Consider the following 25,395-nt stretch of genomic DNA (forward strand, 5'->3'; position numbering starts at 1 on the left):
GCTTGCATGGATTCTCCGCGCGACATGAATCAGGAAATTCTCGCACAAGCTGCCAACGAGGCCAGAGGTCTCGCAATCGACGCCGTTCACGCATGCTCATCCGGTCACCTCGGTCTGCCTTTGGGCTGTGCTGAAATCGGTGCCGTTCTTTTTGGCAATAGCCTCACTTATAATCCAGACGCCCCCAAGTGGTTGAACCGTGACCGTTTCGTCCTCTCCGCAGGACACGGCTCCATGTTCCTCTACAGCTGGCTGCATCTTGCTGGCTATGATCTTGCCCTTGAGGAGGTGAAAAACTTCCGTCAGCTCGGTAGCATCACTCCAGGACACCCGGAGAACTTTATGACGAAAGGTGTTGAAGCGACAACTGGCCCACTCGGTCAGGGCGTCGGCAATGCCGTCGGTTACGCCCTCAGCGGTAAACACGCGGCTGCCAAGTTCAACACTGCGGATCACAGTATTTTCAATCACCACGTTATCGCCATCCTTGGCGATGGCTGCTTGCAAGAAGGTGTGGCCAAGGAAGCCATCGCCTTTGCTGGCCATCAGAATCTCGACAATCTGATTCTCATCTACGATAGCAACGATGTCACCCTCGATGCACTCGCTGACAAGACCCAGAGCGAGGATGCTGAGAAATACTTCACCTCCCAGCGCTGGGATGTCGTCACCATCGACGGTCACGATCTCACTGCCGTTGCCGATGCGGTCAAGCAGGCGAAGGAGGACGATAACGGTCGCCCGAAAGTGATCATCGCCAAAACCACCATTGCCAAAGGTATTCCTGAGGTTGCCGGAACCGCCGGTGGTCACGGTGAAGGCGGTGCCAAGTTTGCCGAGGAAGCCCGCAAGGGACTCGGTCTCCCTGAGGAGAACTTCTACATCTCCGATCAGACCAAATCATTTTTCTCTGAGCACAAAGAGCAACTCCTCGCTGACTTCAAAGCCTGGAACGAAACCTACGAAGCTTGGAAGAGCGCCAACCCAGAGCTGGCCGATGAACTCTCCGGCAACGTCGCCAATGCCGTGCCAAGCGATCTGCTCGACCAGATCCCTGAGTTTGATGCCGACTACAAAGGTGCCACCCGCGCCTCCGGAGGCGAGGTCATCCAGGCCGTGGCCAAGGCCATGCCATCTCTGATCACCGGATCAGCCGACCTCTACGGATCGACCAAGAACTACATCAAGGACGGTGGCGACTTTAATCAGAACAACTACGCCGGACGTAACATCTGGTATGGTATTCGCGAGCATGCCATGGGTGCCATCTCTAACGGAATTGCCTACGATGGTCTGTTCCGCGCCAGCTGTGCCACCTTCGCGGTCTTTGCCGATTACCTGCGCCCATCCATCCGTCTCGCCGCTCTTTCCGGTCTTCCTGTTACTTACATCCTCACTCACGACTCCGTGGGCGTAGGCGAAGACGGCCCTACCCACCAGCCGGTGGAAACGGTGAGCGGTCTGCGTGTTATTCCAGGTCTTGATGTTTTCCGTCCTGCTGATGCGGAGGAAACAGCCGGAGCATGGGCAGCCTCGATGCACCGCACCGATGGCCCAAGCGCGCTCTTCCTCACTCGTCAGAACGTGCCGAACTACAGTGACACCCCCGTGGCAACACGCCGTGAAGGTGCCTACTACGGTGGCTACATTCTGAAAAAAGAAACCGGTGAACTGAACACCATCCTCATGGCCAGTGGTTCTGAGGTGGAACATGTGGTGAACGCAGCCAAAGAACTTGGCGACGGTGTCCGCGTCGTATCCATGCCGTGCATGGAGCGCTTTAACCGCCAAAGTTGCGAGTATAAGCAAAGCGTCCTCCCCGGTTCTTGCAAGCGTCGTGTAGCTATCGAAGCCGGTGTTTCCGATCTTTGGTATTACTACGTCGGCGACTCCGGCACCGTGTTAGGTATCGATCGCTTCGGAATTTCCGCCCCTGGCGATACCGTCATGAAAGAGCTCGGCATGACCGCCGATCACGTCGTGGCCGCCGTCAAGGAACTTGCCTAATTTCAAGTCTTCTAACAAACCGCTCACTTCAAACTAACATCATGAACATCGCCATTGGAGCTGATCACGGAGGTGTGGATCTCAAACACACCATCGTCACTCACTTGCAATCCGCTGGTCACAGCGTGAAGGACTTCGGAACGAACAACGAGGAGTCTGTGGACTACTCGGACTATTCAGATCAGGTCGCACGCGGCGTGGCTGGTGGTCGTTTTGAGCGAGGTATCCTCATTTGCAAATCAGGTGTCGGTATGTGCATGGCGGCGAATCGCTTCAAAGGCGTTCGCGGAGCCAATGTTCGCACGGTAGAGGAAACCGAGATCACACGTGAGCATAACGATGCCAACGTGCTCTGTCTTGGTTCCGGTCACCTCGAACAAGAGGTGGCCCTCTCCATGGTCGATGCATTTCTTGAAACTGAGTTTGCCGGCGGTCGTCATGAGAGACGTATCATCAAGGCATCTGGCAGCCGCCTTGCCGTGACTGATCCAGAACTCTACAAGGCAATCCAGCAGGAAGAGACACGTCAGAATCAAAACATCGAGCTGATCGCTTCCGAGAACTTCACCAGCGGTGCGGTCATGGAAGCTCAGGGCAGTCTCCTGACTAACAAATACGCCGAGGGATACCCTGGCCGCCGTTGGTATGGTGGCTGTGAGTTTGTCGATATCGCCGAGCAATTGGCCATTGATCGCGTGAAGGAAATCTTCGGTGCAGAGCACGCCAACGTGCAGCCACACTCCGGCTCACAGGCGAACACCGCCGTCTATTTCTCCGTGCTCAAGCCGGGCGATAAAATCCTCACCATGGATCTCGCCCACGGCGGTCACCTGACCCACGGTCACAAAGCGAACTTCTCCGGAAAATTCTACGAGGTCACCCACTACGGTGTCAGCGAAGAGGACGAGCGCATTGATTACGATGCCTTGGAAAAAGTCGCCGAGGAGGTGAAACCCAAACTCATCACCACCGGTGCCAGCGCCTATCCTCGCGAGATCGACTTCAAGCGCATGAGTGAGATTGCCAAGAAAGTAGGAGCCTACCTCTTTGTCGACATGGCGCACATCGCCGGACTCGTCGCCGCAGGGGTGCACCCGAACCCCGTGCCACACGCGGACTTCGTCACCTCCACGACCCACAAGTCCCTGCGTGGACCACGTGGCGGTATCATCCTTTGCAAAGAGGAATACGCGAAGAAAATCGACGGCACTGTTTTCCCTGGTATCCAAGGTGGCCCGCTGATGCACGTCATCGCTGCCAAGGCCGCTTGCTTCGGTGAGATCCTCAACACCAACTTCAAGGCTTACTCCGAGCAGGTGGTGAAAAATGCCAAAGCCATGGCAGCACGTCTAACAGAGCACGGCTACCGCATCGTTTCCGGAGGCACCGATAACCACCTGATGTTAGTCGATCTCCGTCCAGCCGGTCTAGATGGTTCCATCGCCCAGCACGCGCTGGACGAGAGCGGCATCACCGTGAACAAGAACTCGATTCCCTTCGACACCGCAGGCCCGTTCAAACCCAGCGGCATCCGCATCGGAACACCCGCCGTCACTACCCGTGGCATGAAAGAAGCAGATGTGGAGCAAGTCGCTGACTTCATTCACGAAGCTCTTCAGAACCATGATAAGGACGATAAGCTGCACGAATTACGCGAGAGGGTCTTCACTTTCAACCGCAACTTCCCGTTACCGAAGTAGTACAAAAAGCTAATTATCCAAAAGGCCGCCCCTCCAGAAGGTGCGGCCTTTTTTGTGGAGAAGAGATGGCTCTCTTGATAGGAAAATGCACTCGTTTATGTATTAGTCGGATATGATCTCAAAACTGATTCTCGGCATCGTGCCTTTGTTAGTGGCCACTCATCTTTATGGAGAAGAGGTGGCTAATCGGCCCAACGTTCTGTTTATTGCCGTTGATGATCTGAGGCCTGAGCTGGGGTGTTTTGGAGCCGAGGTGAAAACGCCGAACTTCGACAAGCTTGCCGCATCGGGTGCTATTTTCAGCAAGGCCTATTGTCAGCAAGCGGTCTGCGGAGCTTCACGGGTTTCTCTGATGACCGGACTATACCCAACAAAAACAGGAGAGCACACGTTTCATGTTAAAGACTGGCGGAAGCGTCATCCTAAGGTGGTCACCCTGCAGCAGAATTTTCAAGCACAGGGCTATCACTGTGTCGGAATGGGGAAAATCTACCATGGCAACTCAGGTCCGGACATTGACCCGGCGCATTGGGACGACTGGGAAAAGGTGGCTGGGAAGAGCTACGCGCTACCTGAGAGCCTCACAGCTCAAGCTAACAATACGGCGAGAAAGGGGAAACAGCCCAAGGGACCATCCACCGAATCCGCCGAGGTAGATGATAATTTTTATCGAGAAGGTCAGTTAGCGGATGTAGCGGCGCGGAAATTGGCAGAACTCTCCAAAGCGAAGAAGCCGTTCTTTCTAGCGGTCGGATTTCAAAAACCCCATTTGCCCTTTGTCGCTCCGAAAAAATATTGGGACCTCTACCAAAGAGAAGACTTTGTGATGCCGTCTAACAGGGGTGTTCCTCCCGGCTATCCACCCTATGCGACCAACCGTGGTGCTGGCGAACTCGTGGCCTACGCCGATATCGGTCAAGTTTCGCCGAAGGACTTTCCCAAGGCTCTCAATCAGCGGTTGTTACACGGCTACGCGGCGTGCGTCAGCTATACGGATCGCAACCTCGGCGTGGTGCTCAAGGCACTGGAAAAAAATGGGCTCGCGGAGAACACGATTGTCGTGCTCTGGGGGGATCATGGTTGGAAACTCGGTGACCACTCGTCGTGGTGCAAACACACCAATTTTGAATGCGACACCCGAGTGCCATTGTTTGTCCGTGCTCCCGGGAAAAAGGGTAGTCTCGAAGTCAAGCAACCGGTCGAATTGATCGATCTCTATCCAACACTTTGCGAACTCAGCGGCTTGCAGGCTCCTGCTCATCTTCAGGGGAAAAGTTTCGCCAAACTTCTCGCCCAACCAGAAACGCACCATCGTGACACAGCATACAGCGTTTATCCGCATGGAAAATTCATGGGGCACAGCATTCGCTCAGGAAATTACCGCTACACCGAGTGGCATGATCGAAAGTCAGGAGAGGTAACTGCGCGAGTTCTTACCGATCTAGTCGAAGATCCTGGCGAGACCACGAACGTCGTCAACGATCCTGCTCATGCCCGTTCCCTGCAGCTTGTCCAAAAACAACTCACCGACCGTATCGCATCGGCCTTGAAGTGAGACCTTTCCACATACGTTCTAACAAATACGGGAAGCAGGAGTGATACCACGTGCCCTGGAGAGTCACGATAACGAACTATACGAGAAGATCTACGCCTACAACCGCAGCTTTCCATAGCCGAAGTCATTGGAGAAATCAATCATCCACCTTGTGTGCTCCTTGGAGCTGAGTAGGATACAAAAACGATGAGAAGTTGCATAAAGATTATATTCGTGGTGTTGACGCTTGGGGGCTTGCCTGCAGGTGCGCAGGAGGCTTTGAAAGTCATCGAGAAGTTGGCGGCTGCTGACCCGAAGCCGTTTGTGATCATCGAAGGCAGTGGTGAGAAAACTAAAAACAGAGCTCAGGGCGTCGTGATTTCCTCAAAGGGTCACGTGCTGTCGGTTGGGCATGTCGCGTGGATTTCTGACGACAATGCCTTTACCGAAAAATTTCGAATCAGTTTTCGAGGAAAGGGCGAAAACTTGCCGAAGGGAATGGCACACAAACATAAGACATTGTTTGCCGATCGTGAGAACGCGGCGTTTTTTGAGCAATATTACTCTGCCAAAATTCATAAATCCGGTGGCTCGCGATTTGTTGTTGGCGGTGACCTCGCCGTATTCAAAATGGAAGGAAAGGGGGATTTCCCCAAGATGGAGTTCTATTCAAAAAGCAAACCTGAACTCGCCTTGGGTGAAACCCTGCACCTCTGCCACTTCACCTTTCCTCACAAGGCGGCCGATCCTTATTTTTTAATTAACCCCGTGGAAATTGTGGGAGTGGCGCAAACAGCCCATGGCCTACAGTATCTGGCAAAAGGGTATTATCGCATCGGTTCGAGTGGTGGTGCGATTCTGAAGAACGGTAAGCTTATTGGCATCCAAGCCTCGGCTTACACCGTTAATGCCAAGGGGGTGGGTGAGGTTCCGTTAGGTTTGATTTCTTTCGAACTGGTGTGGAGTGATCAATTCAAGGAAGCTCTGGACTCTGCCGCAAAAAAAGAGAAGTAATGCTCGGCATGAGGATGGCTAGCATCACGCATGGTAAGCCAGTATTATCGAATGTGGAGACTGCCGCTGCGTTTAGGTTTGGCCATTTGGGCACGCCATTTGTTGTGGAGTTCCAGCAGCATCGCGACGACTTCTGGGTGCTTGTCTGCGAGGTTGGTGGTGCATCCTGGGTCATCGACAACGTTGTATAGCAGTAGGCCCTTCGGATAGGTGACATTTTCCTTGGCGGGGCTGGCCATGTTTTTGTCATCGAGCGTATAGGTGCTGTGGTTCCAGCCGGACGAGCGATGAAGCTTCCACTTGCCCTTGCGCACTGCCCAGTCATTGCCGTTTTTCTCCCAGTGCAGCTCTGCGGAGCGCGGTGTGCCGTCGATGAGGGATTCTCCGTCGAAGAGATCCGATTTTTTCAGTCCACTGAGATCGGCAATGGTGGGAAAGATGTCGAGAGTGGATGCCAGGTCATCGCTCATTGATCCCTCTGGTAGTGTTCCTGGCATGGAGAGGATCATAGGAATGCGGATGCCGCCCTCGCCGTTCATGTATTTGTATCCCGCCAGCGGTGTGTTGTTGGCGTAGGTGTTGATGGTTCCGCCGTTGTCGGAAATGAAGACAACGAGGGTGTTCTTGCGCAGGCCTTTTTCTTCGAGGGCATCGAGCACGCGACCCACAGCGAGGTCCAGCCCGTGCACACAGGCGAGGTAGCGTTTGCGGCCATAGGGATCGACCGACTTGAGGTGGCCCCATTGTTGGTGCCACTTCTGCCAGCCGATTTTTTTCGGATCCCAGAAGGGGAATTCCCATGAGTCGGCATCGCGGTCCCACTTGGGTTGAGGAGCACCGAATTTTTCCAGATACTCTGGTTTGCCGATGTAGGTGGGGTGGTGCACGGCGTTGAAGGAAAGCTGCAGGTAGAAAGGGGACTTGTGATCGCGCTTGATGAACTTGACGGCCTCCTCCGCGAAGATGTCGGTGGTGTACCGGTTTTCGTAAGAGACTCGGGTGTCGCGGCCGCGGATGAGGGCTCCGATGGTAGCAGTAGCAGCCGATCCTTTACGTCGTGCGTTGTAGGCTGTGGTGTCTTCTTCGCTCAGACGAATGTAGTCCCAGGTGTGGTGAAAGAAGCCGAGGAAGTCATCGAAGCCATGGTCCAGAGGATGGGCGCCTGTGCCTCCGTTGGTGTGATTCTTGCCGATTTTGAAGGTGGCGTATCCAAGGGGCTTGAGAGCCTTTGGGATGGTTGGTTCTTCTTTGGGCAGGCCGCCTTGGCTATACCAGTAGTTGCCCCAGCGCTGCTGGTAACGGCCCGTGATGAACCCGACTCGAGCTGGGCTACAGATGGCGGCGGTGCCGTAAGCGTGTCGGTAGTAGGTGCCGGTCTGGGCCAGACGGTCGATATTGGGAGTGTTCACATCCTTGGGCGACTGGGGCAGGAAACTCATATCCGCATAGCCCATGTCATCGGCGAGCAGGATGACGATGTTAGGTTTTTCCGCAGGCTGACTTACCTTGGTCTCCGCGTGTAACACGCTTGAGCACGTGGATATGATGCTCGCTAAGAGAACAGGAAATTGGGGTATTAGGGCGGCTTTCATGGTCGGTGATGTAATTTTGGTGATGCGCCTATCGTTTTGACGGACTACGTGCGATTACCGGTGCTACTTACTCGGCATGGCTCTTATTGGTCGAAAGTAATGCCAGTCTCAGAGCTGTTGTCCATTGAATGAATTCGAAACTCCTCCACTGGCACACCGCCGATCAAATGCTCATCGATGATCCGCTCTAGCGTATACGGCGTGCAGGAGTGATACCAAACTCCTTCCGGGTAGACGACAGCGATGGGGCCCTGGGTGCAGACGCGCAGGCAGTTCGCCTTGCTGCGGAAGACTTTACCTGCCGGTTGGATGTTGAGCTCGTTAAGACGATTCTTGAGGTAATTCCACGCGATGATGCTGTCTCCTTTACGACAGCATTTGTCCTTGGTCTGATCGGCACAGAGAAAAATGTGGCGTTCTATCTGGTCTGGGACTCCCAGACTTTGTGCTGCTTTTTCGGTCGCTGAATTGATCATATCGAATGGTAATTAATCCCAATCAAGCACTACCTTGCCGGACTGACCGGAGGGCATGGAGTCGAAACCTTTGGCGAAATCGGTGTAGTGATACTTGTGAGTGATCACGGGGGAAATATCAAGCCCTGCACGGAGCATTGATGTCATCTGATACCAAGTCTCAAACATCTAACGACTGCAGAGGTCGTTTAAAATCAGACCTTTGAAAATCTCCTTGCCCCCGTCGATAGCAAAATTTTCAGGGAAGGTGTCTAACAGAACAGATCCGAAATCTACAAACCGAAGGCCTAATGAGGTGAATCGAGTTACCTATTAATGCAATATGGTTGCAGTTACAGCTTGCTCTGCAAACTCCAGCCTCTTAATCGTTCTAACGAAATATAGCTCGAACGATATCTAAGTGCAAGTGCTGCTACACCGCAGGCTTTCAGACTAAAAAAGAACACCTCAACATGAAATACCACATCTGTGCCGCTGCCGTGACTACCGCACTCGTCCTCACTATCCATGCCGATGAGGAGGAAGCTCCCTCATCGATGCTTGATCATACCGTCATTCAGGGCAAGGCAACTGATTTGTTAGGAGTTGCCACATCGGCATCCTATGGAATTGCCAATAATGAGGAACTGAGCCAGCGCCCGACGCTGCGCCGTGGTGAACTCCTCGAAGTGGTGCCCGGCATGGTTGTCACCCAGCATGCGGGTGGGGGAAAAGCCAACCAGTATTTCATCCGTGGTTATAACCTCGACCACGGGACTGACTTTCATATCGGCATTGATGGTATGCCGGCCAACTACCGCACCCATGCTCACGGCCAGGGCTATGCCGATATCAATTTCATTGTGCCCGAGCTCGTCGAAAGCCTGCGCTACTTCAAAGGACCGGTCTCGATTAGCCACGGCGATCTTTCAACGGCAGGTGGCGCCGACTATCAGCTCTATCATGTATTGCCGCACAATATGGCATCCGTGACCTACGGATCGGATGATTACTATCGGCTTCTGCTTGCCGGATCTCAGAAAATCGGAGAAGGCCACCTTTCGATTGGCACGGAATACTCGCACGAGGACGGACCATGGGAAATAGGTAACGACTACGATCGCTTCAACCTCTTTGCCCGCTACCACTGCGGCACCCAGGACAACTACTGGAACATCACCGCTCTGCTGCATTACAGCGACTGGAATTCCTCAGATCAGATTCCAGCCCGTGCCGTCTCCAGTGGTCAGATTGATCGCTACGGTGCTGTTGACCCTACTACAGGCGGTGAGACCCAGCGCCACACGCTCTCCTTCCAGTGGCACCAAGATAGCGGAGACTCTGTCACCCATCTCGACGTCTGGGCTGGATACTACAGCCTCCAGCTCTATTCCAATTTCACCTACTTCCTCAATGATCCTGTGCGCGGTGATCAGTTCGAGCAGGATGAATCCCGTTACTTCGCAGGCATGCATCTCTGGAAGCGTTGGAATAATGAAACCGCCGGTCTTGAAAGCCACACCACCGTGGGCGTGCAGACACGCAATGATTGGATCAACGACATCGGACTCTACCTGACCGAGAACCGGAATCGCTACCAGACCATCCGCCGCGATGATGTCTATGTCGGTAGCTACAGCGCCTATGTCGACCACGAAATCCATCTGACGCCTAAACTCAAGGTTGGAGTCGGACTACGCGGCGATCTGTTTCATTTCGATGTTGATAGTGATCTGAACGCTAACTCCGGACAAGAAACCGCCGGCATTGTCACCCCGAAGTTCCGTCTGGTTTACTCGCCGGTAGAAGATCACGAATTCTACTTCAATATCGGTAACGGATTTCACAGCAACGATGCCCGTGGCACCACCTTGCGTATCGACCCCACCGATGGAGTCAGCCCTCTGTCATCGGTTGATCCTCTTGTTAGAACCAAGGGGGCTGACATTGGCTGGCGCTCGACCGCCATCGAAAACCTGCACACCACACTCAATATCTGGTATTTGGAAAGCGACAGTGAGCTTGTTTACGTCGGTGATGCCGGCACTTCTGAAGTAGGAGATTCCTCCCGCCGCTGGGGTGTGGAGCTGGCTGCTTACTGGCGCCCGACGGACTGGGTGAGCCTCGACGTCGAGTATGCCTGGAGCGATGCCCGATTCACTGGGGTTGCATCCGGTATGGATTACATTCCTAACTCAGTGGATCACACTGCCTCCATTGGTATCTCGCTTGGCCAGCAGACCGGTTGGTTCGGCTCACTGCGTGGTCGTTACCTCTCTCCGCGTCCGCTTGAGGAAAGCGGAGAGGTGATGTCCAAGGACAGCTTCATCGTCAATGCCCGCGTTGGCTATCGCAAGGACAACTGGGAGGCCTCGCTTGACGTGCTCAATGTGTTCGACCGGTCCGATCGCGACATCGAATACTTCTACGAGAGCCGACTGGACACAGAACTGGTCGGCACCGAAGACGTCCATTACCACCCCACCGAGCCACGTCAGGTTCGTCTCAATTTCATCTATAAATTCTAGGTGAAACCCTAGTCGAAAAGGTCCAGGCCTCTAACCGCCGCATCCTTCGCTGGATGCGGCTTTTTTAATGATCGTCAGGTGAACGATGTCCATTAGGCCGTGTTAGGTTCGGCAGTTGGTTGGGTGGGGTGATTTTTTGAGCTGAATTTTTGCATGATGTTGAGCACGAGCACCAGCATGGAGGGGAGGAAGGTGAGGGTGATGACGGCGGTGTAGGCTAACCCGAAGAGGACGATGGCGCCGAGGCCGCGGTAGAGTTCGGTGCCGGCGCCGGGGATGAAGACGAGGGGGGAGAGGCCCATGAGGGTGGTGCAGGTGGTCATGAGGACGGGGCGGAGGCGGGAGGAGACGGCGTCTTTGACGGCTTCGAGCGGAGGCATGGCGTGGTCGCGGAAGTTCTGCATGGTGCGCTCGACGATGAGGATGGGGTTGTTGACGGCGGTGCCTAACAGGATGAGGAAGCCGAGCATGGTGATCATGTCGAAAGGCTGCTGGATGGGGGCGAGGCCGATGGTGGGGAGGAGGGAGCCTAGGAAGTTGAGCAGCCAGAGTCCGACGATGCCGCCGCTGATGCCGACCGGGACGGTGAGCAGGATGAGGAAGGGGTGGCCCCAATGACGGTAGATGACGACGAGCTGGAGGTAGCAGAGGATGACGGCGATCCACATGTTGTTGCCGAGGGAGGTGCGGGTGGCGTCAAGCTGGTCGGAGGCGCCTGTGAGGTCAATGCTGACGCCATCGGGCAGAGTGCCGCCATCGCGCAGGGGCTGGACGATTTTTTCGCGCACGGTCTGGACGGCGGTTTCGAGAGGGATGGTGCGTGGGGGGATGACGTAGAGGGTGACGGTGCGGCGGCCGTCAACGCGACGGATTTCGGCGGTGTCGACGGTTTCCTGGATGTCGGCGAGGGAGCCGAGCGGGAGGACTCCTCCCTGTGGGGTGTAGACGGGCAGGGCGGGGATCTGGTCGAGCTGCTGGCGGTGGCCGTCTTCGCTGAACATAAAGATGTCGACTTTGTCGTCGTTGAGGTAAAATTCATCGACGAAGGCACCGTCGCTGAGGGCAGCGGCTGCGAAGCCGAAGTCGCGGGCGGAGAAGCCGAGCTCGGCGAGGCGTTCCCACTTGGGTTTGATTTCTAACAACGGCTGTCCGAGGGTGAGTGAGGAGGGGACGGAGTTGATCTGGGCGTCGTCGATGTGTTCGCGGCTGAGGCGGTAAACTTCGAGGGCGGTTTTGTAAATTTCCGGGAGGTCGCGGCCGCTGATGTCGAGGGCGACGGCGCGGGTGCCGCCATCGTTAGAGGAGATGATGGAACCGCGTGCTGAGAAGGCACGCATGCCGGGGTAGGAGCGGAAGCGATCGTTGACGATTTCCATGTAGGCATCGATGTGCTTGGGGTTTTTGGTGACAGCGATGACACGCATGGACTCGGGCTGGACGATGAAGACGCAGCGGTCGAGGGCGGGGATTTTGGATTTTCCGGAGTCGTAGTTGTCGGGGTCGTCTTTGAGTGCAGGGAGTAACTCGTCCTGCAACTCACGAGAGATTTTATCCATTTCGCTGAGGCTGTAGCCGGGCGGTGCGATCATGGTGGAGAAAGCTTTGGCCTCCTCGCCCTCGGGCAGGTATTCGGCGGGGGGTGTTAGGAAGTAGAAGGCGGAGACGGTGGCGATGATGGTGATGAGGAGGCAGATGGCGCGGCGCCAGGCGCTGCCGATGAGCCAGGAGATGGGCTTGAGCAGGCGGGGCGGACGAGGGGTGGAGTGGCTGAGTTTTTCACGGTCCTTTTTCTTCATTTTCAGCCCCGGCATGTTGGCGAATGCGACGGGGACAACGGCGATGGCCACGAGCATGGAGATGATGATGGAGGCTGAGATGGCGATGCCGATGTCTGAGAAGAGCTGGCCGGCTTCTTCCTGGACGAAGAGGATGGGGAGGAAGACGAGGACGGTGGTCATGGTGCCGGAGAGAACGGCGGTCCAGACGGATTTGACGCCGTCGCGGGCGGCTTCGAGGCGGGTTTTCCCTTTGCGGCGTTCGACTTCGATGCTTTCGAGCACGACGATGGTGTTATCGATGGTCATGCCGATGGCGAAGGCGATGCCGGCGAGAGAGATGACGTTGATGGTGCGGTCCATGACGAGCAGGCCGATGAAGCCGGCGACGATGCAGACGGGCATGCCGCAGATGCCGATGAGGGTGGCGGAGCCGGAGCGCAGGAAGAGGAAGAGGACGATGGTGGCGAGGATGGCGCCGATGGCGATGTTCTGGACGACGTTGTCGATGGAGTTTTGCACGTATTGGACGTCGTCGTTAGAGAGGGTCATGACAAGGCCTTCGGGGGCGAGGATTTCGCGGTTGATGCGCTCGAGCTCGGGCAGGGCGCGTTCTTTGATGGCGATGACGTTAGAGCCCGTCTGGCGGATGAGGCTGACGCGGATGTTAGCTTCGCCGTCGCTGTAGGAAAGATTTCGCAGCTCGGCGTGGGTGAGCTGGATGGTTGCGATGTCCGAGAGGCGGATGACTGCGTCTCCGCGGCGGGTGATGATGAGCTCGCGGAGTTCGTCGAGGGTGTGGAAACGGCCGACGGTGCGCATAAGGTAGCGGCGCTTGCCGCTGTCGATATCACCGGCGGAAGTGTCGATATTGCGGGCGCGGATGGCATCGCGAACCTGGGCCAGAGAGAGGTCGCGCTCAGCGAGCTTGGCGGGGTGGACCTGGATGCGGATCTGGCGTTCGGCTCCGCCACGGAGCTGGACTTGGGAGACGCCTTCGATGCGCTCGAGGGCTGGGCGGACCTGGTCATCGACAAAGTCTAACAGCATGTTGATGTCGTGCCCCTTCGGATTGCCTTCGGCCGGGATGATGGTGAAGGCCATGAAGGGGTTGTAGGAAAAGGAGTCGGAGCGGAGGACTGGTTCGTCGACATTTTCCGGGTAGGAGGGGACCTGGCTGAGGGCGTTGTTGACCTCTAACAATGCCTCGTTGGCGCTGGTGCCGAAGGGGAACTCGAGTTCGATTTCGGCTCTGCCGGTGGAGGCGAGCGAGGTCATGCGCTTGAGGTTGGGCAGGCCACGCAGGTATTCTTCCTGCTCGATGAGGATTTCTTTTTCGACGTCCTGGGGTGTGGCTCCGGGCCAGCGGGTTTCGATGGCGATGATGCGGGTTTCGAGGTCCGGGATCATCTGGACGGGCACGCGGGTGGCGGCGACGATGCCGAGCACCATGAGCATAATGATGATGACGGCGACCAGAGTGCCGTGTTTGAGCAGGAAGTTGATCATGCTATTGGGAGTTGGTCACTCGGACGGGTTGGTTCTCGCTCAGGCCTTCGTTGCCTTTGACGATGATGGTTTCGCCGCCTTTGAGGCCTTCGGTGATGGTGACGGTCTGGCCGAGGGAGCCGGCGGTCTGGATGGTGCGGGAGATGGCTTTGGTTGTGTCGCCTTCGGTGAGGACGAGCCAGACTTTGGCGGTGCCGTCTGGGAAGCGGACGAGTGCATCGCGCGGGACTTTGACGGAGGAGTCTGCGGGGGTAGAGGACTCAATGGTGGCGGTGCCTGACATGCCTGGGCTGGCGAGTTTGTCCGGGTCGGTTAGAGTGAGGCGTGTGAGGAAGGCTCGGGAGGTTTGGTCTTTGACGGGGAGGGTGGCGGCGAGTTCGGCTTCGAGGGGTTTGCCGGGGTGGGCGTCGAGATTGATGGTGAAGCGTTTGGCGTTCTGGATGCGGGTGAGAAATTCCTGGGGGATCTGGAGGTCAAAGCGGAGGTTTTCGAGTTCGATGAGTTCGAGGACGGGCGTGCCGGTGGCGACCCATTCGCCTTGCTCGGAAAATTTTCTAACAATGACACCGGCGAAGGGTGCGAGCAGCTGGTGGCGGTCGATTCTTTCCTGAAGTTGCTCTTTGCGGGCGTTGAGTTGTTTGAGGTTGGCTCCGCTGACATTGAGGGTGGTGAGACGGCTGGCGGCTTCTGATTTGGGGAAGGCACCGGATTTGGCGAGGCGGTTGGCTTCATTGACGAGGCGCTCGGCTTCGGCTTGTTCGATTTTTGCCTGAGCGATCTGGGTTTCTAGCAACTGGAGGTCAAGTTCGGCGAGTTTGGTGTCAAGCTGGAGGAGCGGCTGGCCAAGGGTGACGGCGCTGCCGGCGTCTACGTGGACTTTGGTGACGAGTCCTTCGAGGCGGGAGGAGAGGTTGGCTCTGCGGGGGGAGGTGACGGTGCCGGTAAGGGTGGTCGTGGTGCTGGATGAGGAGGCCTTTTCAGCCTTGGCGACGACGACGGGGCGGGGAGCGTCTTGGGCGTGGAGACCAGCAATGAGAACGGCGGTAGGCAGCAGAAGACGGGTCAGTTTGAATATTGCTGTCATATGTAAATTAGATGTTAGAAGCGGTTGCAGAAAAAGTCACGGATAACATGGGTGTTATGGGGTCTTCATCTAGCCATACCCTTGATTAGGGAAGGATGCTTGAGAAAAATACTGAAACACTGATGCAGATCTTAGCCCAAACGGGGGGATTCTCAAATATCGTTGGGAAAATCACTGTCATTGGCAAGCGGGGCGCATACCCATGCCTCTGACACTGGACACAGCACTCCAGGTCAAAATTCCGTGGCCCATCGTGCCAGAGCTATCCACCGCAGCCCTCTTGTTCCTTGCTGATCTGCCGCCTATGGAGGATGATGACAACTTTTACCACTACTCCATCGGTAATATCCGGAACTCTTCAACTGGTAATCCGCCGATGAGGTGTTCATCGATGATGCGTTCTAACACGTAGGGCGTACAGGAGTGATACCAGATACCTTCCGGGTAGACGACAGCGATAGGGCCCTGAGTGCAGACGCGCAGGCAGTTCGCCTTGCTGCGGAAGACTTTTCCGGCAGGCTGGATATTCAGCTCGTTGAGACGGTTTTTGAGGTAGTTCCACGCGATGATGCTGTCACCTTTGCGGCAGCATTTGTCTTTGGTCTGATCAGCACAGAGGAAAATGTGGCGTTCAATTTGGTCTGGAACTCCCAGACTTTTGGCGGCAGTTGCGGTCGCGTTGTTCAACATAAAATATCGTGGTTAGTCCCAATCTAACACAACCTTGCCAGATTGACCGGAGAGCATAGTCTCGAAGCCTTTGGCAAAATCGGTGTAGTGATACTTATGTGTAATCACCGGTGAGATATCAAGTCCGGCGCGGATCATTGATGTCATCTTATACCAGGTCTCAAACATCTCACGACCGTAGATGCCCTTGAGAATCAGGCCTTTGAAAATGACCTTGTCCCAGTCGATGGCGACGTTGTCCGGGAAGATGCCTAACAGGGAAACTTTAGCCCCGTTCGATGAGTGCGTTAGGATGTCGTTGAGTCCACTGGGGTGACCGGACATTTCCAAACAGACATCAAAGCCTTCGTTCATGCCGAGTTCCTTTTTGACATCGTCGAGAGATTCCTTGGAAACATCCACCACGCGAGTTGCGCCGAGTTGGGTGGCGAGATCGAGACGGTAAGGATTCACATCGGTCACTACTACATGGCGTGCTCCTGCAAATTTGGCCACGGCTGCGGCCATGCACCCGATCGGTCCGGCACCGGTGATCAGCACGTCCTCAGCCACCATGTCCCATGAGAGGGCGGTGTGCACGGCATTGCCGAGAGGATCAAAGGTGGAGATGATGTCTTCTGGGATGGAGGCATCCACTTTGTAGGCGTTGCGTGCCGGAATAGAAAGATACTCAGCAAAGGCACCGGTGCGGTTGACTCCCACGCCCTGAGTGTTAGGGCAGAGGTGGCGGCGACCGGCCAGGCAGTTTCGGCAGTGCCCACAGACAATGTGACCTTCGCCGGAAACACGCTCGCCTACTTCGAAGTCATGAACACCATCACCAATAGCAGCAATTGTTCCGCTGTATTCGTGACCTACTGTCATGCCGACAGGGATCGTTTTTTGTGCCCACTTGTCCCATTTCCAAATATGCACATCGGTGCCACAGATGGAGGTCTTGTTGATTTTGATGAGAACATCCATCGGGCCGACTACTGGCTCGGGAACGTCCTCCAGCCACAGGCCCTCTTCAGCTTTGGATTTAACAAGTGCTTTCACGCCATCCTTTCAAGCGATGAACGCAGTAAAATGCACGCGATTTCTTTCGAGCGAGGGGATTAAATTTGGTAGTGGCTAAGGCGATGTCATGGTTGTTGATCTGGCGTCTGGCAGGTGCCACCTATTTCTTTTGCCAGAGATCGCCCTTTGCCAAATAGGTGGTAGGGCTTTTGCCGTTCAGCCAGTCGCTGGCTTTGGCGTTGTTCTTAAGCGCACTGTCCCAAAAGGCGGTGCTGATGGCCTTGATGGCGCGGTGGTGGTTTGGGTTGCGAGTGTCTTCACCAGGCAATTTATGATCAGAAAATGCTCCGTGTTCGGCGTCTTTGAACACCAATTGGTAGTGCAGGGTCTTGGCCTTTTTATCCGATGCCGGCAATGCCGCGAATACTCCTCTGCGCGACTCGGGAGGAGCTTTGGTAATGAAATTTCCATCCTTCGTTCCTGTCATTAATAACATCGGAATGGCGATCTTTCCGAAGGCTTTTTTGGCGTCGCCACCTTTACGGGGAATGCTAGGGCTCATGGCAAATCCGGCATCGATACGTTTGTCCAAATAGGCTGGCCCCATCGGACCGAACTGTTGCCCGGCAAGAGCCTGTGTAGTAACAGCTCCATACGAGTGTCCTCCGATGCCGATATGATCCATATCCATCCTCTTCTCGAGTAGGTGATTTTTTTCAACATTCCATTTTTCCAATTGATCGAGAGTTGCGGGCACATCCTTCATGCGGGCGAGGAAAGTTTGGACGCTGGCAGCTTTGGTCAGAGCGCGCTTGCGCTGTAACGGTGGCACATCTTTCCATACGGATTCATCACTACCGACGTGTTGCATGGCGACTACAACATAGCCAGCTCTGGCCCATTGTTCGCCAAGGTAAGCACCCACCTTACGCGATCCGCCCAAGCCGTGACTCAGTAAAATAAGAGGCACGGGTTTCTTGCTAGCAGGTAAATAAATTTTCAACGGAACCTCCCGGCCGTCATAAGAAAATGAGGTGAGCTTGGTGACTACTTTGGTGTCTGCCGAGCTGGGAGTATAAACTGATTCCTTGGCAGCAATAAAGGACGAGAGGAAGAAAAGGACAATGAGCGCTTTCATAACGGATCAAACCGCTCTTCTTCAGAAAAGTTTCTCGTGATCGCTTAGCAGACTTCGGTTAGAGGCTGACCAGGATCACCAGAAGGTGTCCGGCAGGCGTCGATGATCTCGTGTACCGTTGCCGTTGCAAGTCCAATACAGGTGTCTGCAGCTCCGTAGTAGATGTTCAGTGTCGCATGATCCGGCACCGTGCCGTCGGCTCCGATTTCGGATGGAATGCAGCCTGACGGGAATACCACATTAGGCACCTGCCCGGTGAGTTCGTAGAGTTCCCGTGGTTCAAGAATATTGAGCCGAGTGCGTGCCAAGACTTTGCTGGGGTCATCTGGGTCGAGGAGCACGGCACCAGCTTGATAAATGTTAGAAGAGGCGAAGTGAGTGGCCACACCATGATAGATCACCAGCCAGCCGTGCTTGGTTTTGATCGGAGGAGGTCCGGCGCCGATGCGTTCGTCCCAGTATCTCCAGCGGCCAGAAATGACATTGGCCGAATGTGTCCAGTCGAGTAAATCGTCTGATTCAGAGAGCGTGATGATATCGCCAGAGGTTGGGTTTCCTTCATCCTGTGGAATGTTAGGGCGTTCGAGCCGAAGGTAGCGCCCGTTAATCTTCTCAGGGAAAAGCACACCATTCCGAGTGTCAGCATAAGTGCCGGTGGTGAAACCTAGGAATTCGAATTTTTCAAAATCATCGGTGACCGCGAGTCCGAGCGTGCAGCAGTCTGCGAGGTCTGCGGCAAACATGATGTAGCAGCGACCGTCAATGATCGTGAGGCGTGGATCGTAAGCATGGGAAACGACGGGTGTCTCCGGCATATTGGCGAAAACGATCGGCTTACCATTCACTGAGAATTTCACTCCATCTTCACTCTCTGCTGGGAGCATGAAGCTCTCTCTGGAGCGAGACTGGGTGCGTAACACCATGCGGTGCTTTCCTGCAAAGTGAATGGCACCCGGATTAAAAACCGAGCTGGCATCTACTAACAGAGGGTGAGCGCCGGGGATATCGGAGGGTCTGAGAATCGGGCTGTTGGAATGTCGCTTGAGCACACCGAATCAAAGCACAAGCCAGCAGGGGAGCACGATCCTTTTTTGCGTAGCGAAGGGATGGCTACGGCACACGCACAGGCTCGATCCGCTGATTCACAAATCGGATCGCAAGATAACACTTCCCCTTGTTGATTCCCGGCCCCATCAGGATCGATTGGTTTTCGCCTTTATGCCAGATGTGGGAAATGAGGATGTCGTGTTGCTTGAAATCGGATTTATTCGGGTAACCCGCATTTTGAGCCGGGGTGTTATACACTTGTGTGAAAAGTGCATTCGCCTCAGCCCAGGCATTTTTAATAGAGGTATTGTACTCTGCCATGGGAACTTCACCGGAGCGGAGTGTGATTTCATTCAGCCCACCATTATCATCCCAGCCGAAGTAGAGATGATAGGTCAGTCCCGCGAGCTTGGCGTTGCATTTGAAAACTCCATTGAGTCCGGTCCGACCAAAAAAGGTGGAGTCCATCGTAGCCTTCACCATCTTACTCGCCTGGAGCTTTTTAGTCACAGTCTCCCGGCTGTCACCGAACTGGAGGGTGTCGTAAACACCGGCGCTACAGATCGATGCCGTGGCGAGTATGAGAATGAGAAATAACCGGATCATGGTGTTAGAGAATTTTGCCTTTGATAGAATCGGTCACCATCTTTGGATTGGCTTTGCCTTTGGACGCTTTCATGACCTGACCCGTTAGGAAATTGAGCAGCTTCTCGTTGCCTCCTTGAATCTCGGCGACTTTGTCTGGGTTGGCGGCGATGACTTCATCGATGATTCCTTCGATGGCTCCGGTGTCAGCAGGTTCGAAGCCCATGGCTTTGGCTGTTTCCACAGGTTTGGAGTCAGGTTTTTCCCACAGGGCGGCAAAAACTTCACGTGCCTGATTATTGGAAATGGTTCCGGCTTCGACCAGTTGCACGAGTTCGAGAATGTGGCCAGGGGGTAGGGGGCAGTCGGTGATGCTGGAGTTATCCTCGTTGAGTTTGGCGAGCACGCTGTTGGTGATCCAGTTCGCCACCTTCTTGCCGAGTTTTTTGTCGCTGGCGGCTTCTTCGAAGTAGTTGGCGAGGTTTTGATCGCTGGTGAGCACACCGGCGTCGTAGGCATTGATTCCGTAGTCGTATTCGAAGCGGTCGCGTTTCTCGTGCGGGAGCTCGGGCACGAACGGCCGCATCTTCTCGACGAGATCAGCGGTGCGGATCGGGAGCAGGTCTGGCTCAGGAAAGTAACGGTAGTCATGGGCGTCTTCCTTGGTACGCATCATCTGGGTCTCGCCAAGATCGGCGTCCCAGCGACGGGTCGATTGGATCTGTGCGATGCCGGCGTCTAGTTCTTCCGCCTGACGGATGATTTCGTGGTGCAGCGATGCTCTAACAGCCGATATCGAATTGAGGTTTTTCAGCTCCACTTTTTCACCAAGTTCTTCCTGACCGTGTGGACGAAGGGAAACGTTGACGTCACAGCGCATCTGGCCTTTTTCCATGTCGGCATCTGAAATTCCGCCGTAGATGAGGATTTGCTGGAGTGATTTGAGATAGGCGTAGGCTTCCTCCGGTGTGTCGATGTCCGGATCAGTCACGATCTCCATCAGCGGAGTGCCGGCGCGGTTGAAATCGATGGTGGAGTTCTTCGCGTGGTGGGTGGATTTGGCCACGTCTTCTTCGAGGTGAATACGCGTCAGCTTGACCACCTTCCCTGGGTTGGGGATGTTTTTCTGCACCTCCTTGGGGTAGGCGATATCGTAGAGCGGCACGCCCCCGCCGATGCACAGTGGCAGGTCGAACTGGGTGAGCTGAAAGTTCTTCGGCATGTCCGGGTAGAAATAATTCTTCCGGTCCCACTTGGAAATCTCAGGCGTGGTGCAGTTGATCATCATACCGGCGAGGATCGTTTGCTCGATAGCGTGTTTGTTCAGCACGGGCAGGGCACCAGGCAGGCCGAGACAGACCGGGCAGACGTTGCTGTTTGGTTCCTCGCCAAAGCTGGTGGCGCAGGCGCAGAACATTTTACTGTTCGATTTGATCTGACAGTGGACTTCGAGGCCGATGGTGACGATGTAATCTGAGACGGGCATGGGATGTGGCTAGGAACTAAGCGGAATTCCGACTAATCATCAACGCTGGAATTTATCCATGCGAGCGCAGTATGACACGAGGGCGAAATTTCCCGAAATCTGCTGGCATTCTCGCCGTATTGTGGCAGGGTTGTTTCAGTTAGAAATCTGAGGCATTCAGCGCTTCATTCCGTTCAATCCACCATTATTCTACACTCTACTTACTACACATCATGAAAAACATCATTCTCACATCCATGATCGCCGCCCTTGGGGTCGCATCCGCTGCTGCCGAAGAAAATGCCGCTGGTAAAGCTGCCTACGTCACTTGTTCCGCCTGCCACAACGCTGATGGCAAAGGCCTGCCCATTGGTGATAAAAAAATGGCACCCTCACTCGCCGGATCCAAAGTCGTCAACGGTGATCCAGCCGTGCTGGCTCTTGTAATCATGAAAGGCATCAAAAAAGAAGGTGCCGAATACATGGGTGTCATGGCTCCTCTCGAAGCTCTCTATGCCGACAACCAAAAATTCGCCGACGTTCTGACCTACGTGCGCCAATCATTCGGTAACACCGCCTCCGCCGTCACCGCCGAAGACGTGGCCAAGTTCCGCGAGCAGTGGAAAGACGAGAAAGACCCAGTCACCCGCGCCAAGCTCGCTGAGCTGGAGAAAAAGAAATAGGCAGCTATTTCCCACGCATATAATTCACTAGGCTTTCCGAGCGTTATCACCGCGCTCGTGGAAGCCTTTTTTTTAACCGCGAATGGACGCGAATGGACGCGAATAAACGCGAATAAACGCGAATGCATGTGAGTTGCGAAGCGTTTTGATTTCCAAGTTTTACAAACTGGGCATCTTTGCACCTGAAATAACAACCCTAGAAAAATTCGCGTAAATTCGCGTCCATTCGCGGTTCAGAAATTGATCACCCCGCTTTTTTACTCAACCCCTCAGACTCCTCGCGGAACTGACTAGGTGAGCCGCCGTGGAACTTGGCAAAGCTGCGGTTGAACTGAGACAGCGATTGGAAACCGACCATGAACGCAATCTCTGAGATCCGCGCTCCAGGTTTCAACAGTTCACGTTTCGCCCATAGAATCCGTGAGTAGTTGACGTATTCTGTTAGCGTCATCGCGGTGGCTGATTTGAACTGACGGCAGAAATGGGATTCGCTCATACCCGCCGCCCGTGAGGCCTGCGCCAGCGTGATGGTTTCGTCCAGTTGGCTGTGAATGAACTCTCTTGCCTGACTGATGCCCGCCGGTTCGTGATCCGCCGATGCGATCACCAGCTTCTCGGCCTTTTCAGAAAGCTGTCTGCCAAAGTGCTCCAGCAGGGTGACCATGCTCTGATAACGCTGAGGCTCTACTTGCTTGGTTTCAAAATACGCTTTGCGGAGCTGTTCGAGCTGCGACTCGGTGAACAGCTCCCGATTGACAGCATCCAGTGCCTTTTGAAAATCCTTCTCCGTAGGTGTCTGCTGAAAAACTTGGCCCGTTTTCAAATACCCCACGACCAATGTCCCGGCGTAAACAGGAATCGCCGTCGTGCTCAGTCCGGAGAAACAATGGCAGGATAGAGGCCCTTCCACCGCCGCGCGTCTCATTAGATCTTGATTCACCTTCACACAGGCATGGCACGCGGAATCGCACAGGTTGAGTAGCTCACAGAACTTGCTGCGGTTTTCTGGTTCATCCGTGATGCACCAGACGTTGGGATCCGCCTCGACCATTCTCAGCGGTAGGCCGGTTGCAGACACAAAGGCGCGTTGGTATTCATCGTAAGCTGGGCTGTCCAGAATGCGCTGATAGATGACATCTGATAGATGATGGGCGCGGCTTTGTGTCATTACGTGATATCGTATGTTGGTGAAGGAGTGATTGCAATACTTGTCGCTCCGGCTTTCGTTAAACACTTGTTTTTGGAAAGTATGCTAGCTGCCAGAGTCAGCGAAACCAGTGAACTCAGTGGCATTAAAATGGCGGCTAACAGCGGGTTCATCAGTCCCCAAAGACACACGGCCACGGCGGCGAAGTTATAAATGAGGCTGAAAATAAATACCGAGCGAACAGCCAGTGCGTGGCGGTCGGCCAGCGTGAACATCTGAGGCAGAAATCGCAAACCGGAGGAGAGGAAATAGAAATCTGACTTCGATTCTAACAATCCTCTGCCCGCCACCGCGCCGGACATGTTAGCCGCATCAAAGGCGAGTGAATCGTTTGCACCATCGCCGAGAAAGAGAGCGTGGTCAGGATCGATCTCACCGACCAGTCGAGCTTTGTCGCCAGGGCTGAGTCCGGCGTGCACGTGTTCCGTAGCGACTCCCAGACTATTGGAAATCGCCTGCACGCGTTCATTTTGATCGCCACTGAGGATGAAGACATTTTTCCCTGCGAGGCTGGCAATGGTCTCGGCGGTATCGGGTCTGAGACACTCTTGGAAGGTGAAAGTGGCAACGGGTTCTCCGTTACGTCGAAGCTCGCAGCCAGCGCTAGTCGCAGTCACCTGAGTCTCATCCATGCCACCCCAGCCACATTTCCCCAGCGACCACCGAACGCCCGAGCCACCGCTTAACCACGATCCAAGACCTGGGACCTCGTGAATTTCCAAGTTCGGATCGATCAGCCTCTGCCCCTTGAGCCCAAGGTGTTTAAGCAACGATCGAGAAAGGGGATGCCGCGACTTTGCACACAGCGTCGCCAGCACCCGCGCCGACTCTTCATTTAGGTTCTCTAACGAAGCCGTCTCAGTCAGCTCCGGCAGGTCCAGAGTGAGCGTGCCTGTCTTGTCAAAGAAGATGGATTTGATCTGACGAATCCTGCTCCAGAACGCAGGTTTGCGGATAAACACACCTAGCGAACGCATCGCCGAGGACGCCATGTCATCGGCCAGCGGCAGCGCCACACCGAGAGCGCAGGGGCAGGAGATCACAAACACGGAAATCGTCACCTGCATCGCCGTGGGGAAATCCGCACCGGACAAGAGCCAGGCCAATCCACCGCCGAAGCCGAGTATCAAGACCACGGTAAGATAGATCTTCAGAATTTTCTCCAGCACCGGCGAGCGAGTGCTGGATTCCCCCTCGCGCAGAAGCTGGGCGAGCATTGAATTGCTCCAGTTTTCTTCCGCTGTTAGGGTAATGGACGCTTGGCTAAGCTTGATGGCTCCGGCCGGCACGTGGGTGCCGGTCTGATGATGGCATGGGTCAGGTTCGCCATTGATCCATTCAAGGCTGAAGTCTGCCTCACCCTCGGCCATCATCGAGGAAACAGGTGTTGTCTGTCCGGCTGGCAAGGCATAGCGATCACCGGATTTTAAATCCACCAGCGCGATGGCATCTCCCTCCGGCACCCGGACCAGCGATCGTGGCACCGGAGTCTGTTCTAACAATCGATTCCGATTCCGCTCCACCGCCGCCGTTTGTAACCATCGGCCACCTAACATCAGAAAGATAAAGATCGCCACGAAGTCGAAATACAGCAGTCCTTCATGCTTCCAAAGCCACCCGGCAATCGATCCCAGATAAGCCAGGCTGACACCCAGCGCGATGGGTGTGTCCATGTGTAAAATTCCAGCCCGCAGACTCTGCACCGCCCGCTGAATGAACCATGATCCACCCACCAGCATCGCCAAGGTCGCGGAAAGCATCGTGATCAGTTCAAAAATCCCGGCAAACATGAAGTCAGCCGGCATGCCAAGGTAGCGCGGCAGGGAGAATCCCATGGCGTTGAGCGCAAAGGCACCGCAGATCCCCAGTTTGTGCCCCAGCTTTTTCAGCTCTTCGTTTTTATGTGAAGCATCACGCGGTCTGCCGATGATATAGCCAAACTTCTGCAGCTCATGGGCAAAGTCTAACATCTGAAACTGCCCAGCTTTCCAAGCCAGCCGCATCGCACCGGTAGCAGGGGAGATGTCACAGCTCAGGCTACCGGAATGCCGGGTGAACAGTCGCTCCACCAGCCAGATGCAACCGACACATGACACGCCTTGCAGCGAGAGATCCATCTCGCACCGGCCACCATCACCCACGTCCTTATCCAAGAGCTCCACCTCCTCACCCAGCCAGGAAAAATCATATTCCTGAAACGGCTGGTCGTTCAGTGGAGAGAGTCGTTCCTCCTGTTTGAGATCATAGAAATTCTGCAAGCCCTCCTCATGGATCAGCCCGTGCACAAACTCACAGCCGGTGCAGCAGAATCCAGACTCCACCTGGCTTTTTTCCAGCGGAGTGCTGCAATGAATACATTCGGTCACGGCCTGATGATGTTAGA

Annotated in this window: 19 protein-coding genes; 6 read left to right on the plus strand and 13 right to left on the minus strand. The window is 55.0% G+C overall.

Annotation, left to right across the window (positions count from 1 at the left end; genetic code table 11):
* Positions 1–6: 6 nt before the first annotated feature.
* From tkt to ACSPJT_RS19055, 4 genes are all read left to right on the plus strand, one after another.
* A complete protein-coding gene (tkt, locus tag ACSPJT_RS19040) occupies positions 7–2,007 on the plus strand; it encodes a transketolase (RefSeq protein ID WP_435894145.1) in 2,001 nt (666 codons plus the stop codon).
* Between the two features lie 41 nt (positions 2,008–2,048).
* Entirely contained in the window at positions 2,049–3,707 is a 1,659-nt protein-coding gene (gene rpiB, locus ACSPJT_RS19045) for a ribose 5-phosphate isomerase B (protein ID WP_435894146.1), read from the plus strand.
* A gap of 112 nt (positions 3,708–3,819) precedes the next feature.
* Positions 3,820–5,262, plus strand: a complete 1,443-nt coding sequence (locus ACSPJT_RS19050) for a sulfatase (protein ID WP_435894147.1) — start codon at positions 3,820–3,822, stop codon at positions 5,260–5,262.
* A 186-nt stretch (positions 5,263–5,448) separates the two neighbouring features.
* Positions 5,449–6,255: a hypothetical protein gene (locus ACSPJT_RS19055; RefSeq protein ID WP_435894148.1), complete on the plus strand. Its 807-nt coding sequence runs from the start codon at positions 5,449–5,451 to the stop codon at positions 6,253–6,255.
* A gap of 44 nt (positions 6,256–6,299) precedes the next feature.
* On the opposite strand, the gene ACSPJT_RS19060 is transcribed toward ACSPJT_RS19055, so the two are convergent.
* From ACSPJT_RS19060 to ACSPJT_RS19070, 3 genes are all read right to left on the minus strand, one after another.
* A complete protein-coding gene (locus ACSPJT_RS19060; protein ID WP_435894149.1) occupies positions 6,300–7,847 on the minus strand; it encodes a sulfatase family protein in 1,548 nt (515 codons plus the stop codon).
* Between the two features lie 83 nt (positions 7,848–7,930).
* On the minus strand, positions 7,931–8,323 hold the full coding sequence (locus ACSPJT_RS19065; RefSeq protein WP_435894150.1) for a (2Fe-2S) ferredoxin domain-containing protein: 393 nt from the start codon (positions 8,321–8,323) through the stop codon (positions 7,931–7,933).
* Between the two features lie 12 nt (positions 8,324–8,335).
* The gene (locus ACSPJT_RS19070) at positions 8,336–8,470 is read right to left on the minus strand and encodes a hypothetical protein (protein WP_435894151.1); all 135 of its coding nucleotides are present in this window, start codon (positions 8,468–8,470) and stop codon (positions 8,336–8,338) included.
* A 305-nt stretch (positions 8,471–8,775) separates the two neighbouring features.
* Here ACSPJT_RS19070 and ACSPJT_RS19075 point away from each other — a divergent pair, with 305 nt between their 5' ends.
* Positions 8,776–10,830: a TonB-dependent receptor gene (locus ACSPJT_RS19075; RefSeq protein WP_435894152.1), complete on the plus strand. Its 2,055-nt coding sequence runs from the start codon at positions 8,776–8,778 to the stop codon at positions 10,828–10,830.
* A gap of 92 nt (positions 10,831–10,922) precedes the next feature.
* Here ACSPJT_RS19075 and ACSPJT_RS19080 read toward each other — a convergent pair whose 3' ends face one another.
* The 8 genes from ACSPJT_RS19080 to gatB all read right to left on the minus strand — a co-directional run bounded on the left by ACSPJT_RS19080 (position 10,923) and on the right by gatB (position 21,143).
* Positions 10,923–14,114 (minus strand): efflux RND transporter permease subunit, encoded by a 3,192-nt coding sequence (locus tag ACSPJT_RS19080; protein ID WP_435894153.1) that lies wholly within the window; start codon positions 14,112–14,114, stop codon positions 10,923–10,925.
* 1 nt (position 14,115) lies between these two features.
* Entirely contained in the window at positions 14,116–15,198 is a 1,083-nt protein-coding gene (locus ACSPJT_RS19085; RefSeq protein WP_435894154.1) for an efflux RND transporter periplasmic adaptor subunit, read from the minus strand.
* 330 nt (positions 15,199–15,528) lie between these two features.
* Positions 15,529–15,888, minus strand: a complete 360-nt coding sequence (locus ACSPJT_RS19090; protein ID WP_435894155.1) for a (2Fe-2S) ferredoxin domain-containing protein — start codon at positions 15,886–15,888, stop codon at positions 15,529–15,531.
* 12 nt (positions 15,889–15,900) lie between these two features.
* The gene (tdh, locus tag ACSPJT_RS19095; protein ID WP_435894156.1) at positions 15,901–16,926 is read right to left on the minus strand and encodes an L-threonine 3-dehydrogenase; all 1,026 of its coding nucleotides are present in this window, start codon (positions 16,924–16,926) and stop codon (positions 15,901–15,903) included.
* A gap of 121 nt (positions 16,927–17,047) precedes the next feature.
* Positions 17,048–18,025 carry an alpha/beta hydrolase family protein gene (locus ACSPJT_RS19100; RefSeq protein ID WP_435894157.1) on the minus strand — a complete coding sequence of 326 codons (978 nt, stop codon included), beginning with the start codon at positions 18,023–18,025 and terminating at the stop codon, positions 17,048–17,050.
* 44 nt (positions 18,026–18,069) lie between these two features.
* Positions 18,070–19,074 carry a glycoside hydrolase family 130 protein gene (locus ACSPJT_RS19105; RefSeq protein WP_435894158.1) on the minus strand — a complete coding sequence of 335 codons (1,005 nt, stop codon included), beginning with the start codon at positions 19,072–19,074 and terminating at the stop codon, positions 18,070–18,072.
* 61 nt (positions 19,075–19,135) lie between these two features.
* Positions 19,136–19,678 carry a hypothetical protein gene (locus ACSPJT_RS19110; protein WP_435894159.1) on the minus strand — a complete coding sequence of 181 codons (543 nt, stop codon included), beginning with the start codon at positions 19,676–19,678 and terminating at the stop codon, positions 19,136–19,138.
* 4 nt (positions 19,679–19,682) lie between these two features.
* A complete protein-coding gene (gatB, locus tag ACSPJT_RS19115; protein ID WP_435894160.1) occupies positions 19,683–21,143 on the minus strand; it encodes an Asp-tRNA(Asn)/Glu-tRNA(Gln) amidotransferase subunit GatB in 1,461 nt (486 codons plus the stop codon).
* Between the two features lie 212 nt (positions 21,144–21,355).
* Here gatB and ACSPJT_RS19120 point away from each other — a divergent pair, with 212 nt between their 5' ends.
* Positions 21,356–21,805 (plus strand): c-type cytochrome, encoded by a 450-nt coding sequence (locus tag ACSPJT_RS19120; RefSeq protein ID WP_435894161.1) that lies wholly within the window; start codon positions 21,356–21,358, stop codon positions 21,803–21,805.
* A 244-nt stretch (positions 21,806–22,049) separates the two neighbouring features.
* On the opposite strand, the gene ACSPJT_RS19125 is transcribed toward ACSPJT_RS19120, so the two are convergent.
* On the minus strand, positions 22,050–22,973 hold the full coding sequence (locus ACSPJT_RS19125) for a helix-turn-helix domain-containing protein (protein ID WP_435894162.1): 924 nt from the start codon (positions 22,971–22,973) through the stop codon (positions 22,050–22,052).
* On the minus strand, positions 22,973–25,378 hold the full coding sequence (locus ACSPJT_RS19130) for a heavy metal translocating P-type ATPase (protein WP_435894163.1): 2,406 nt from the start codon (positions 25,376–25,378) through the stop codon (positions 22,973–22,975). Before ACSPJT_RS19130 ends, ACSPJT_RS19125 begins: the two co-directional genes overlap by 1 nt.
* Between the last annotated feature and the right edge of the window lie 17 nt (positions 25,379–25,395).

The organism is Oceaniferula spumae (assembly GCF_042849255.1).
Taxonomy (GTDB): domain Bacteria; phylum Verrucomicrobiota; class Verrucomicrobiia; order Verrucomicrobiales; family Akkermansiaceae; genus Oceaniferula; species Oceaniferula spumae.

Excerpts from the sequence above, each read along its gene's own strand:
- tkt (WP_435894145.1), top strand. The coding sequence starts at position 7 with ATGGATTCTCCGCGCGACATGAATCAGGAAATTCTCGCACAAGCTGCC.
- rpiB (WP_435894146.1), top strand. The coding sequence starts at position 2,049 with ATGAACATCGCCATTGGAGCTGATCACGGAGGTGTGGATCTCAAACAC.
- ACSPJT_RS19050 (WP_435894147.1), top strand. The coding sequence starts at position 3,820 with ATGATCTCAAAACTGATTCTCGGCATCGTGCCTTTGTTAGTGGCCACT.
- ACSPJT_RS19055 (WP_435894148.1), top strand. The coding sequence starts at position 5,449 with ATGAGAAGTTGCATAAAGATTATATTCGTGGTGTTGACGCTTGGGGGC.
- ACSPJT_RS19060 (WP_435894149.1), bottom strand. The coding sequence starts at position 7,847 with ATGAAAGCCGCCCTAATACCCCAATTTCCTGTTCTCTTAGCGAGCATC.
- ACSPJT_RS19065 (WP_435894150.1), bottom strand. The coding sequence starts at position 8,323 with ATGATCAATTCAGCGACCGAAAAAGCAGCACAAAGTCTGGGAGTCCCA.
- ACSPJT_RS19070 (WP_435894151.1), bottom strand. The coding sequence starts at position 8,470 with ATGACATCAATGCTCCGTGCAGGGCTTGATATTTCCCCCGTGATCACT.
- ACSPJT_RS19075 (WP_435894152.1), top strand. The coding sequence starts at position 8,776 with ATGAAATACCACATCTGTGCCGCTGCCGTGACTACCGCACTCGTCCTC.
- ACSPJT_RS19080 (WP_435894153.1), bottom strand. The coding sequence starts at position 14,114 with ATGATCAACTTCCTGCTCAAACACGGCACTCTGGTCGCCGTCATCATC.
- ACSPJT_RS19085 (WP_435894154.1), bottom strand. The coding sequence starts at position 15,198 with ATGACAGCAATATTCAAACTGACCCGTCTTCTGCTGCCTACCGCCGTT.
- ACSPJT_RS19090 (WP_435894155.1), bottom strand. The coding sequence starts at position 15,888 with ATGTTGAACAACGCGACCGCAACTGCCGCCAAAAGTCTGGGAGTTCCA.
- ACSPJT_RS19100 (WP_435894157.1), bottom strand. The coding sequence starts at position 18,025 with ATGAAAGCGCTCATTGTCCTTTTCTTCCTCTCGTCCTTTATTGCTGCC.
- ACSPJT_RS19110 (WP_435894159.1), bottom strand. The coding sequence starts at position 19,678 with ATGATCCGGTTATTTCTCATTCTCATACTCGCCACGGCATCGATCTGT.
- gatB (WP_435894160.1), bottom strand. The coding sequence starts at position 21,143 with ATGCCCGTCTCAGATTACATCGTCACCATCGGCCTCGAAGTCCACTGT.
- ACSPJT_RS19120 (WP_435894161.1), top strand. The coding sequence starts at position 21,356 with ATGAAAAACATCATTCTCACATCCATGATCGCCGCCCTTGGGGTCGCA.
- ACSPJT_RS19125 (WP_435894162.1), bottom strand. The coding sequence starts at position 22,973 with ATGACACAAAGCCGCGCCCATCATCTATCAGATGTCATCTATCAGCGC.